A 12030-nucleotide genomic window follows, 5' to 3' on the forward strand; every position below is an offset into this window, starting at 1 on the left:
TCGAGCCCCCCCGCCACCAGTTCGCGTGTCCTGGGGACGTACGCGGGTCAGACCTCCACGACGACCGGGAGGATCATCGGCCTGCGCCGGTAGGTGTCCGAGACCCACTTGCCGAGGGTGCGGCGGATGAGCTGCTGGAGCTGGTGGACCTCCGCGACGCCCTCCTGGGCGGACTTCTCCAGCACCTCCGCGACCTTCGGGAGGACCTCGGCGAAGGCGGAGTCGTCGATGCCCGAGCCGCGGGCCTGGACGTGCGGGCCGCCGGTGATCTTGCCCGTGGTGGAGTCGACCACCACGAAGACCGAGATGATGCCCTCGTCGCCGAGGATCTTGCGGTCCTTCAGCGCGGGCTCGCCCACGTCGCCGACCGAGAGCCCGTCGACGTAGACGTAGCCGGCCTGGACCTTGCCGGAGATCTTGGCCTTGCCCTCGACGAGGTCGACGGTCACGCCGTCCTCGGCGATGACGATCCGGTCGTGCGGCACTCCCGTGAGGGCGCCGAGTTCGGCGTTGGCCCGCAGGTGGCGCCATTCGCCGTGGACCGGCATCAGGTTCCGCGGGCGGCAGATGTTGTAGAAGTACAGCAGCTCGCCGGCCGAGGCGTGGCCCGAGACGTGGACCTTGGCGTTGCCCTTGTGCACGACGTTGGCGCCCCAGCGGGTCAGTCCGTTGATGACCCGGTACACCGCGTTCTCGTTGCCCGGGATCAGCGACGACGCAAGGATCACCGTGTCGCCCTGGACGATGCGGATCTGGTGGTCCCGGTTGGCCATGCGGGACAGGGCCGCCATGGGCTCGCCCTGGGAGCCGGTGCAGACGAGCACGACCTCGTGGTCGGGCAGGTCGTCCAGGGTCTTGACGTCGACCACCAGGCCCGGCGGGACCCTCAGGTAACCCAGGTCCCGGGCGATGCCCATGTTGCGGACCATGGACCGGCCGACGAAGGCGACCCGGCGGCCGTACTCGTGCGCGGCGTCCAGGATCTGCTGGATGCGGTGGACGTGACTGGCGAAGCTGGCCACGATGATCCGCTTGCGGGCGCCGGCGAAGACCTGGCGCAGCACGTTGGAGATGTCCCGCTCGTGCGGGGTGAAGCCGGGGACCTCGGCGTTGGTGGAGTCGGTGAGGAGGAGGTCGATGCCTTCCTCGCTGAGCCGCGCGAACGCGTGGAGGTCGGTCAGGCGGTTGTCCAGCGGCAGCTGGTCCATCTTGAAGTCGCCGGTGTGCACGACCATGCCCGCGGGGGTGCGGATGGCGACCGCGAGGGCGTCCGGGATGGAGTGGTTGACCGCGATGAACTCGCAGTCGAAGGGGCCGACGCGCTCACGCTGTCCTTCCGCGACCTCGAGGGTGTACGGGCGGATGCGGTGCTCCTGGAGCTTGGCCTCGATGAGGGCGAGGGTCAGCTTGGAGCCGATGAGGGGGATGTCCGGCTTCTCGCGCAGGAGGAACGGGACACCGCCGATGTGGTCCTCGTGGCCGTGGGTGAGGACGATGCCCTCGATGTCGTCGAGGCGGTCACGGATGGACGAGAAGTCCGGCAGGATCAGGTCGATTCCGGGCTGCTCCTCCTCGGGGAAGAGCACTCCGCAGTCGACGATCAGCAGGCGGCCGTCGTATTCGAAGACGGTCATGTTGCGGCCGATCTCGCCGAGACCGCCGAGGGGGGTGACCCTCAGACCGCCGTCGGAAAGGCGCGGGGGCGAACCCAGTTCGGGATGCGGATGACTCAAAAGACTCTCCTCAACCACGCGCGCCACGTACCGGTGGGCACGTGGCGCGCGTGACGTTCGTGCAGAAGCAGTTGTCATGGTGGGATGCGGGCACCGGTGTGGCCCGCTTATTCAGTTGTCAGGCCTCGGGTGGTGCGGGGTGGTGCGAAGTCTCGTTGTCAGAGCTGTACCCCGCCGGCGGCAAGATCGATCTTGAGCTGCTCGATCTCCTCGGGCGTGAGCTCGACCATCGGGGACCGCAGCGGCCCTCCGGGCAGGCCCTGGAGGGCGAGCGCGGCCTTGGTGGTCATGACGCCCTGGGTGCGGAACATGCCGGTGTACACCGGGAGCAGCTTCTGGTGGATCTCGGTCGCCTTCTGGACCTCACCGGCGGTGTACGCCTCGACGAGGGCGCGCAGGTCCGGGGTGACGACGTGGCCGACGACCGAGACGAAGCCGACCGCGCCCACCGAGAGCAGGGGCAGGTTCAGCATGTCGTCGCCGGAGTACCAGGCGAGTCCGGAACGCGCGATGGCCCAGCTCGCCCGGCCGAGGTCGCCCTTGGCGTCCTTGTTGGCGACGATCCGCGGGTGCTCGGCGAGGCGGACGATCGTCTCGGTGTTGATCGGGACGCCGCTGCGGCCGGGGATGTCGTAGAGCATGACCGGCAGGCCGGTGGCGTCGGCGACGGCCTTGAAGTGGCGGTACAGGCCCTCCTGCGGGGGCTTGTTGTAGTACGGCGTGACGGTCAGCAGACCGTGCGCGCCGGCCTGCTCGGCGGCGCGGGCCAGTTCGATGCTGTGGCGGGTGTCGTTGGTGCCGACGCCCGCCACGACGTGGGCGCGGTCGCCGACCGCGTCCAGGACCGCGCGTACCAGGTCCGTTTTCTCCGCATCGCTGGTGGTGGGGGACTCGCCGGTGGTGCCGTTGACGATCAGGCCGTCGTTGCCTGCGTCCACCAGGTGGGCGGCGAGCCGCTGCGCGCCGTCGAGGTCGAGTGCGCCGTCCGCCGTGAAGGGCGTGACCATGGCGGTGAGGACCCGCCCGAAGGGGGTCTGCGGAGTCGAGGTCGGAGCCATGGGTAACACGCTACTCGCTGCTCAATGTGGGGGCTGCCCTCGGGGGGCGGGCCGGCGGGTGGTGGCAAAGGTGGAGCCCGGCACTGCCTGCTCGGGGGTTCAAGCAGTGCCGGGTCCGTTTGATCAGGCTAGATGAACTTCTCCAAAGCCCGCAATCCGGACACTTCACACGGCTGAACCGTACATCTGTACCGGCTCGGGCAAGCGATCGCCGGCTACGGCGCGACCCTGCCGTTGGCGTTGAAGGCGGCGTAGGTCAGCGGCATGAGCCTCGCCCACTCGGCCTCCATCTTCTCGCCCACCATCTCGATCTCCCGCTGCGGGAAGGACGGCACCTTGGCCAGCTCGTGCTGGGTGCGCAGACCGAGGAAGTGCATCAGCGAGCGGGCGTTGCAGGTGGCGTACATCGACGAGAACAGGCCGACCGGCAGGACCGAGCGGGCCACCTCGCGGGCGACACCGGCCGCGAGCATCTCCTGGTAGGCCTCGTACGCCTCCCGGTAGGAGTCCGCCATGACCCGGCCGACCAGCTCCTGCTGGGCCTGGGTGCCCTCCACGAACCGGTACTTGCCCGGGCGCCCCTCCTGCACGAGCTTGCGGGACTCGTCCGGAACGTAGAAGACCGGCTCCAGCTCGCGGTAGCGACCGCTCTCCTCGTTGTACGACCAGCCCACGCGGTGCCGCATGAACTCGCGGAAGACGAAGATGGGGGCGCTGATGAAGAAGGTCATCGAGTTGTGCTCGAAGGGGCTGCCGTGCCGGTCGCGCATCAGGTAGTTGATCAGGCCCCTGGAACGCTCGGGGTCCTTGTCCAGCTCGGCCAGGGACTGCTCGCCGAGGGTCGAGACACGGGCCGCGAACAGCACGTCGGCGTCCGACGCGGTCTGCTTGACCAGTTCGACGGTGACATCACTGCGGAAGCTGGGCTTCGGGTCGTCGGCGGGGGTGGCGGTCACGGCTCGGAGGGTCCCTTCCTTCACGTCTGCGGGGCGGCGCCCACTCTACGGCCCGGCCCTGACATCGGGGCGATCGGTGCCGACGCGCGACATCTTCGGTGAAGAACTGCGATTTCGGCGGAACAGGGCACCATTTGGGACACTCGGTCGTCTGTATGGGTGAGACACCTGTATGGGTGAGACCCCTCAGTTCGACCCCCGGAAGGAGTCGTACCCCCGATGCCCCGTCGGCGCGAACCCGTACCGTTCGCCTTCGTCGCCGAAGCCGATCGGTTCCGCAGCAATGTCGCTCCCCCGCCCCGCGAGCGCGCGTCCACCGGCCGAATAGCCGGGCGCTGCCTGCTGGGGCTGACCATCGTCGCCGCGCTCGTGGGCTCCGTGATCCTGGGGACGCCCGCGCTGACCATCAGCCACTCCCCCGCCGAGACGCAGCAGTCCCAGGTCTCCCCCGGGCACTGAGCGAGTACGGGCCCCGCGCCAGCGGGACCGACGGCACCGGCGGCGTCTCCCGGCCCCCGCGGCTGGTGGGCACGGGCACAGGCGGATAGCCTCACCGGGCACAGCCCATGCATGGATTTGAGTGAGGACCAGCCGTGCCCCTGTCCTTCCTGACGGCCGACCGCACCTTCGACGCGGCGGACGACGAAGCGCTGCCGTTCGACAACCGCGAGCGCTGGCGACGTCCCTACCGGCCCGGGCCGTGGCGCGTGGGGGCGGCCGCCCTCCTGCTGCTGCTCGCCTCCTTCGTCCTGCTCGCGGGGGTCGTCACAGCGCTCACCGCCACACTCTCCTCCGCCGGTTTCTGCTTCGTCCTCGCCCTGGTCGTGATCGCCGGCGCGCTGCGGCTGCTGCGCATGGGCGTCTGGGTCGGTGCGCGCGGGCTGCGCCACGTGAGCCTCCTCGTCACCCGTACGACGCCGTGGGCGCAGGTCGCCGGCGTGCGGACCGTGCAGCAGCCGGTGCGCTGGCTGGGGCTGCCGCGCACGGTGCAGGGGCAGGCGCTGGTACTCAGCCGCAAGAGCCGTGCGCAGCAGGGGCTGCCGCCGCTGCTGACCACGCACAACGCCGACTTCCTGGGACGCGCCGAGGCGTTCAACCGGGCGGCGGACGCGGTGGAGGCGTGGGCGGCGGAGAACAGGAAGCGCTGACCCCGGCCGACGGCATGCCGAAGGGGCCCGGTCCGCGTGCGGACCGGGCCCCTTCGCGTTCACGGGGTGTCGTGGGTGTCAGGCGGCCTGCACCGGTTTGCCGTCGTGCAGCGCGATCGCCCGCTGCATCGCCTTGCGGGCACGGGGGGTGTCCCGGGCGTCGTGGTAGGCGACGGCGAGGCGGAACCAGGTGCGCCAGTCGTCGGGCGCCGCCTCCGTCTCGGCCTTGCGCCGGGCGAAGACCCGGTCGGCCGAGTCGCGGTCGACGCGCCCGCTGGGCGTGCGCGCCAGCTCGTCGACGGGCAGGCCCCCTTCGGCGTCGAGTTCGGCGGCGAGCCGGTTGGCCCGGCGGACGAACTGGGTGTTCTTCCACAGGAACCACAGGCCGATCACCGGCAGGATCAGCACGGCGATGCCGAAGGCGACGGTGACGGGTGTGCCGTACTGGATGAGCATGACGCCGCGGCTGCCGACCAGGACGAAGTAGAAGACCAGGACGGCGGCCGTGACGAGGTAGGTGATCTTCGCGCGCATGAGGGGCTTCAGGGGCTCAGTTCAGGTCGAGGAAGTGCTCCAGGCCGACGGTCAGGCCCGGAGTGGTCACCACGCGGCGCGCGCCGAGCAGGATGCCCGGCATGAAGCTGCTGTGGTGGAGCGAGTCGTGGCGGATGGTGAGCGTCTCGCCCTCGCCACCCAGCAGGACCTCCTGGTGGGCGAGCAGTCCGCGCAGGCGCACGGAGTGGACCGGCACCCCGTCGACGGCCGCGCCGCGCGCTCCGTCCAGGGCGGTGACGGTGGCGTCCGGCGCCGGGGCCGAGCCCGCCTCGGCCCGGGCCGCGGCGATGAGCTGTGCGGTGCGGGTGGCGGTGCCGGAGGGGGCGTCGGCCTTGTTCGGGTGGTGCAGCTCGATGACCTCGACCGACTCGAACCAGGGCGCGGCGATCTGCGCGAACTTCATGGTGAGCACGGCGCCGATGGAGAAGTTCGGGGCGATGAGCACACCGGTCTGCGGGGACTGGGCCAGCCAGCCCCGCAGTTGCGCGAGGCGCTCGTCGGTCCAGCCGGTGGTGCCGACAACGGCGTGGATGCCGTGCCGTACGCAGAAGTCGAGGTTGCCCATGACCGACCCGGGGGTGGTCAGTTCGACCGCCACCTGGGCGCCCGCCTCGGCGAGGGTCTCCAGCTTGTCGCCCCGGCCGAGGGCGGCGACCAGTTCCATGTCCTCGGCGGCCTCGACCGCCCGTACCGCCTCGGACCCGATCCGGCCCTTGGCTCCGAGGACCGCCACGCGCAGCTTGCTCATCTCTTGCTTCCTTACCACCGACGGACGGGACAGAGGTTAGGCGACCGCGTCGTCCAGCCGTGCGGCCTGCTTGTCCTTGAGCGGGCCGATGACCGACAGCGACGGGCGCTGTCCCAGGATGTCCCGGGCGACGGAGCGGACCTCGTCCGGGGTGACCGCCGCCATCTTGGTCAGCATGTCGTCGACGGACAGCTGCTCGCCCCAGCACAGTTCACTCTTGCCGATACGGTTCATCAGCGCACCCGTGTCCTCCAAGCCGAGGACGGTGGAGCCCTGGAGCTGGCCGATGGCGCGGCCGATCTCGTCGTCGGTCAGGCCGTTCTCGGCGACGTGGTCGAGTTCGTCCCGGCAGATCCGCAGCACGTCGTGCACCTGGCTCGGGCGGCAGCCGGCGTAGACGCCGAACAGTCCGCAGTCGGCGAAGCCGGAAGTGTAGGAGTACACGCTGTAGGCCAGACCGCGCTTCTCCCGGACCTCCTGGAAGAGGCGGGAGGACATGCCGCCGCCGAGGGCGGTGTTCAGCACGCCCAGGGCCCAGCGCCGGTCGTCGGTGCGGGCGAGTCCGGGCATGCCGAGGACGACGTGCGCCTGCTCCGTCCTGCGGTTCTGCAGCTCGACCCGGCCGGCGGTGCGCAGGGTGCGGCGGCCGTCACGCGGGGCGATGGGGGTGGCCAGGGTGTTCTTGAGGGCGCCGGCCTTTTCGAAGGCGGCGCGGACCTGACGTACGACCTTGGCGTGGTCGATGTTGCCGGCGCAGGCGACCACCAGGTGGGTGGGGTCGTAGTGCTTCTTGTAGAAGCGGCGGATGCGGTCGGCGGTAAGGGCGTTGACCGTGTCGACCGTGCCGAGGACGGGGCGGCCGAGGGGGTTGTCGCCGAACATGGTGTGCGCGAACAGGTCGTGCACACAGTCGCCGGGGTCGTCCTCGGTCATGGCGATCTCTTCGAGGATCGCGCCGCGCTCGACGTCGACGTCCTCCTCGAGGATCAGCGAGCCGGTGAGCATGTCGCAGACGACGTCGATGGCGAGGGGCAGGTCGGTGTCGAGCACGCGCGCGTAGTAGCACGTGTACTCCTTGGCCGTGAACGCGTTCATCTCGCCGCCGACGGCGTCGATCGCGGCGGAGATGTCCAGGGCGGACCGGCGGGACGTGCCCTTGAAGAGCAGGTGCTCCAGGTAGTGCGTGGCGCCGCCCAGCGCGGGAGTCTCGTCGCGGGAGCCGACGTGCGCCCAGATGCCGAAGGTGGCCGAGCGCACGGAGGGCAGCGTCTCGGTGACGACGCGCAGGCCGCCCGGGAGGGTGGTCCTGCGGACGGTGCCGATGCCGTTCTGGCCCTTGATGAGGGTTTGGGTACGGGCGACGGCCCGCGCCTCCGAGGAGGTGCGGGCCGTCGCCTTGAAGCCACGGGACGTCACTTGTCGGCGTCGTCCTTCTTGTCGTTGCCGTCTTCTTCCTCGCCCTCGATCACGGGGACCAGGGAGAGCTTGCCGCGGGAGTCGATCTCGGCGATCTCGACCTGGACCTTGTGGCCCACGCCGAGCACGTCCTCGACGTTCTCCACGCGCTTGCCGCCGGCCAGCTTGCGGATCTGCGAGATGTGCAGCAGACCGTCCTTGCCGGGGAGCAGGGAGACGAACGCGCCGAAGGTGGTCGTCTTCACGACCGTGCCCAGGTAGCGCTCGCCGACCTCGGGCATCGTCGGGTTGGCGATGCCGTTGATCGTGGCGCGGGCGGCCTCGGCGGACGGGCCGTCGGCGGCACCGATGTAGATGGTGCCGTCGTCCTCGATGGTGATCTCGGCGCCCGTGTCCTCCTGGATCTGGTTGATCATCTTGCCCTTGGGGCCGATGACCTCACCGATCTTGTCGACCGGGATCTTCACGGTGATGATCCGCGGCGCGTTCGGGGACATCTCGTCCGGCCTGTCGATCGCTTCCATCATCACGTCGAGGATGTGGAGGCGGGCGTCGCGGGCCTGCTTCAGGGCGGCGGCCAGCACGGAGGCCGGGATGCCGTCCAGCTTGGTGTCGAGCTGGAGCGCGGTGACGAACTCCTTGGTGCCGGCGACCTTGAAGTCCATGTCGCCGAAGGCGTCCTCGGCGCCGAGGATGTCGGTCAGCGTCACGTAGTGCGTCTCGCCGTCGATCTCCTGGGAGATCAGGCCCATGGCGATACCGGCGACCGGGGCCTTGAGCGGCACACCGGCGTTCAGCAGCGACATGGTCGAGGCGCAGACCGAGCCCATCGAGGTCGAGCCGTTGGACCCGAGGGCCTCGGAGACCTGACGGATCGCGTAGGGGAACTCCTCGCGGGCGGGCAGCACCGGCACGAGCGCGCGCTCGGCGAGGGCGCCGTGGCCGATCTCGCGGCGCTTGGGGGAGCCGACGCGGCCGGTCTCACCGGTGGAGTACGGCGGGAAGTTGTAGTTGTGCATGTAGCGCTTGCGGGTCACCGGGGAGAGGGTGTCCAGCTGCTGCTCCATGCGGAGCATGTTCAGGGTGGTGACGCCCAGGATCTGGGTCTCGCCACGCTCGAACAGCGCGGAGCCGTGCACCCGCGGGATGGCCTCGACCTCGGCGGCCAGGGTGCGGATGTCGGTGACACCGCGGCCGTCGATGCGCTTCTTCTCCTTGATGACGCGCTCACGGACCAGGGTCTTGGTCAGCGAGCGGTACGCGGCGGAGATCTCCTTCTCGCGGCCCTCGAACTCGGGCAGCAGCTTCTCGGCGGCCAGCCCCTTGACGCGGTCCAGCTCCGTCTCGCGCTCCTGCTTGCCGGCGATGGTGAGTGCCTGGGCGAGCTCGGGGCGGACGGCGGCGGTGAGCGCCTCCAGGACGTCGTCCTGGTAGTCGAGGAAGATCGGGAACTCGCCGGTCGGCTTGGCGGCCTTGGCGGCGAGGTCCGACTGGGCACGGCAGAGCACCTTGATGAAGGGCTTCGCGGCGTCCAGACCGGCGGCGACGACCTCCTCGGTGGGGGCCTCGACACCGTCCTCGACCAGCTTGATGGTCTTCTCGGTGGCCTCGGCCTCGACCATCATGATCGCGACGTCACCGTCCTCCAGGACACGGCCGGCGACCACCATGTCGAAGACGGCGTCCTCGAGCTCGGTGTGCGTCGGGAACGCGACCCACTGGCCGCGGATCAGCGCGACGCGGACGCCGCCGATCGGGCCGGAGAAGGGCAGGCCGGCCAGCTGGGTGGACGCGGACGCGGCGTTGATCGCCACGACGTCGTACAGGTGGTCGGGGTTGAGCGCCATGACGGTGCAGACGACCTGGATCTCGTTGCGCAGGCCCTTCTTGAAGGACGGGCGCAGCGGGCGGTCGATCAGGCGGCAGGTGAGGATCGCGTCCTCGCTGGGCCGGCCCTCACGGCGGAAGAAGCTGCCGGGGATCTTGCCGGCGGCGTACATCCGCTCCTCGACGTCCACCGTGAGCGGGAAGAAGTCGAGCTGGTCCTTGGGGTTCTTGGAGGCGGTGGTGGCCGACAGCACCATGGTGTCGTCGTCCAGGTACGCCACGGCGGAGCCGGCGGCCTGCTTGGCCAGGCGGCCCGTCTCGAAGCGGATGGTGCGGGTGCCGAAGGTGCCGTTGTCGATCACGGCTTCGGCGTAGTGGGTCTCGTTCTCCACTAGCGTTTTCTCCTCGTCGTCGTCCTCCCGCCCGTGTGGCGGGGGGACGGTGGCGGAGAGGCGCTCCGTCTGGTGCGGGCCGGTCTTCGATCGAAGCACCCGGGGTTCTTCTCCCGGGGGCCACTACCGAGGACCGGCGGCGGCGAGGTGCGCTCCTCCTCGTTCGTCAGGCGCGATGACGTACCGTGCCCTCCTCGGGCAGGCGGTATCACGCCGTGTCATGGGGTACTGCGTCTACTGCGTCGTGCTACCACACTACAAAGCGGCACCGACACTCCGCACGTTCCCGTACGTTCCCGCATCCACTCCGCACGCTCCCGCGCGGTTCCTGGCTCGCGTTCCCGTATGTACGGCAAAGGGAGCGGTCCCCTGTCTCCCGGGAACCGCTCCCCTCACGACGTCTTACTTGGCGCCCGCCGCACCACGGCGGATGCCGAGGCGGTCGACCAGCGCACGGAAGCGCTGGATGTCCTTCTTGGCGAGGTACTGCAGCAGGCGGCGACGCTGACCGACCAGGATCAGCAGGCCCCGGCGGGAGTGGTGGTCGTGCTTGTGGGTCTTGAGGTGCTCGGTCAGGTCGGAGATCCGACGGGACAGCAGAGCGACCTGGACCTCGGGGGAGCCGGTGTCACCCTCCTTGGTACCGAACTCGGTGATGATCTGCTTCTTCGTTGCGGCGTCGAGCGACACTCGTACTCCTCGTGCTCCGTGAGTGGCCTCCGAGTGCCCCCGGTCTTCGTCTCGGGGGACCTTCCGTTACTCGGGAGGCGGGGATCCGCTGGGCGCGGCCTCCAGGACCCGCAGGACTTCCTGCGCGGGCTCCGGGGGTGCGTACACAAACGGCCGTCACACAGGGTACCAGGACACGACGGCCCGTTTTCCCCCGGTTCTCCGACCACGACGAGACAGGCCGGCGGGCCACTAGGGTGAGCCCGGCACCGTAGGGCACGTCTGGAAGGGGTCGCGGCGACATGGCGGAGACGGAAGCGGAGATCAAGGCCCGCAAGGAGCGCGAGCGCGACGAACTCTACGCGCTCGACATCTCCGGTGTGCGGTGGCACTGCGCGCCGGGTACGGAGGAGCACGAGGAGCGCGTCGAGATCGCCTACCTGCCCGACGGCGCCGTCGCCATGCGTTCCTCGCTCGACCCGGACACGGTACTGCGCTACACGGAGGCGGAGTGGCGGGCGTTCGTGCTGGGTGCACGGGACGGTGAGTTCGACCTGGAGCCGGCGCCGCACAACGGGGGTCTCGCTTCCGAGTGAGGGGTGCGCGAACGCGCGAGGGGGCGGCACGTGCGCGTGCCGCCCCCTTTTTTGTGTTTTTCTGTCAGCTTTCCGTCAGCCATGCCGGTCGACCCGTCAGATGTGTGCATCACATGTGCGTCATGTGTGCGCCATAGGCGTGTGGTTGACGGGTCGGGCCTTCAATGGACCGGCCGCACGGGCCGGTTCGTGAGCCCTGGTGCATCGGGTTCAGTGTTCATCTTCTGTACGACCTGGCCACGGTTGTGTCCGGTTTGCTGACGGATGCCTTGCCGCGTACGGCGATTCCGGGCCGGTTGTCGTCAAGTGGGCGGGCACCACGAGACGGACGGGCCTGCCATGGTGAGTCTCCTGGTGATTAGGCTGGTACATGGGGGCGCGATGTCAGAACCCGTGGACCGGACATCGTCGTCACGGGGGGAAGTCGGTGGATCGGACGACCTCGAACGACCAAGGACGACGAGTAATGGTCGCCCCCGCACGGCATTGAGGGTGCTCGACCACACCAGGAGGAACTGTGAGCAGCGATCGGGACGGGATCCGCGGGGGCTGGGCCACGCCCGGCGACGACCAGCCCGACACGGCGTCCTCCATCGAGACGACCGGCGAGTTCACGATCGACTACGCACCGCCCGCCTGGTACACGCAGAACGCGTCGAGCGGTTCGGGATCGGGGTCCGGGGCGGAATCCGGGGCAGGGCAGGGGGCCAACGCGGGTGGTGCGGCCCCCGGGGGTCCTTCCTCCGATGCGCCGGCTTCTCCGGGCGGTCCCCTGCGGCCCGCTGGCCCGAGCGGTCCGGTGCCCGGGCTGACTCCGCCGCCGCACGCCACCGCGACGCCCGGCGCTCCCTTCACGCCTCCTCCGCCCGCGCCGGGTGCGCCCTTCACTTCGCCGGCTCCCGCGCCGGGGGCGCCCTTCACTCCGCCGGCTC

11 protein-coding genes and 1 pseudogene are annotated in these 12030 nt (G+C 69.9%); 4 read left to right on the forward strand and 8 right to left on the reverse strand.

Features of this window, described 5'->3' with window-relative positions; all coding sequences use genetic code 11:
* Positions 1–47: 47 nt before the first annotated feature.
* The 3 genes from ACTYVM_RS35630 to thyX form a co-directional block, all read right to left on the reverse strand.
* On the reverse strand, positions 48–1733 hold the full coding sequence (locus tag ACTYVM_RS35630) for a ribonuclease J (protein ID WP_445529931.1): 1686 nt from the start codon (positions 1731–1733) through the stop codon (positions 48–50).
* Between the two features lie 158 nt (positions 1734–1891).
* Entirely contained in the window at positions 1892–2791 is a 900-nt protein-coding gene (gene dapA / locus ACTYVM_RS35635; protein WP_400034474.1) for a 4-hydroxy-tetrahydrodipicolinate synthase, read from the reverse strand.
* A 215-nt stretch (positions 2792–3006) separates the two neighbouring features.
* Positions 3007–3747, reverse strand: a complete 741-nt coding sequence (gene thyX, locus ACTYVM_RS35640) for an FAD-dependent thymidylate synthase (RefSeq protein WP_400034476.1) — start codon at positions 3745–3747, stop codon at positions 3007–3009.
* 219 nt (positions 3748–3966) lie between these two features.
* Here thyX and ACTYVM_RS35645 point away from each other — a divergent pair, with 219 nt between their 5' ends.
* Together ACTYVM_RS35645 and ACTYVM_RS35650 are read left to right on the forward strand one after the other, a co-directional pair.
* The gene (locus ACTYVM_RS35645; RefSeq protein ID WP_400034478.1) at positions 3967–4206 is read left to right on the forward strand and encodes a hypothetical protein; all 240 of its coding nucleotides are present in this window, start codon (positions 3967–3969) and stop codon (positions 4204–4206) included.
* A gap of 134 nt (positions 4207–4340) precedes the next feature.
* Entirely contained in the window at positions 4341–4895 is a 555-nt protein-coding gene (locus ACTYVM_RS35650) for an SCO5741 family PH domain-containing membrane protein (RefSeq protein WP_445529932.1), read from the forward strand.
* A 78-nt stretch (positions 4896–4973) separates the two neighbouring features.
* On the opposite strand, the gene ACTYVM_RS35655 is transcribed toward ACTYVM_RS35650, so the two are convergent.
* The 5 genes from ACTYVM_RS35655 to rpsO form a co-directional block, all read right to left on the reverse strand.
* Positions 4974–5429 (reverse strand): tetratricopeptide repeat protein, encoded by a 456-nt coding sequence (locus tag ACTYVM_RS35655; RefSeq protein WP_445529933.1) that lies wholly within the window; start codon positions 5427–5429, stop codon positions 4974–4976.
* Between the two features lie 16 nt (positions 5430–5445).
* Complete coding sequence (gene dapB / locus ACTYVM_RS35660; RefSeq protein ID WP_400034484.1) at positions 5446–6198, reverse strand: 4-hydroxy-tetrahydrodipicolinate reductase; 753 nt, start codon at positions 6196–6198, stop codon at positions 5446–5448.
* A gap of 36 nt (positions 6199–6234) precedes the next feature.
* Complete coding sequence (locus ACTYVM_RS35665) at positions 6235–7614, reverse strand: M16 family metallopeptidase (protein ID WP_445529934.1); 1380 nt, start codon at positions 7612–7614, stop codon at positions 6235–6237.
* On the reverse strand, positions 7611–9833 hold the full coding sequence (locus tag ACTYVM_RS35670) for a polyribonucleotide nucleotidyltransferase (protein ID WP_445529935.1): 2223 nt from the start codon (positions 9831–9833) through the stop codon (positions 7611–7613). The genes ACTYVM_RS35665 and ACTYVM_RS35670 overlap by 4 nt, the downstream gene beginning before the upstream one ends.
* A gap of 402 nt (positions 9834–10235) precedes the next feature.
* Entirely contained in the window at positions 10236–10523 is a 288-nt protein-coding gene (gene rpsO, locus ACTYVM_RS35675) for a 30S ribosomal protein S15 (RefSeq protein WP_100571636.1), read from the reverse strand.
* A gap of 281 nt (positions 10524–10804) precedes the next feature.
* Here rpsO and ACTYVM_RS35680 point away from each other — a divergent pair, with 281 nt between their 5' ends.
* Positions 10805–11098: a DUF397 domain-containing protein gene (locus ACTYVM_RS35680; protein ID WP_400034488.1), complete on the forward strand. Its 294-nt coding sequence runs from the start codon at positions 10805–10807 to the stop codon at positions 11096–11098.
* 517 nt (positions 11099–11615) lie between these two features.
* Positions 11616–11747, forward strand: a pseudogene (locus tag ACTYVM_RS35685) (SCO5717 family growth-regulating ATPase); the annotation flags it as partial.
* Positions 11748–12030: the final 283 nt, after the last annotated feature.

The sequence above is a fragment of the Streptomyces cyslabdanicus genome (assembly GCF_052663305.1).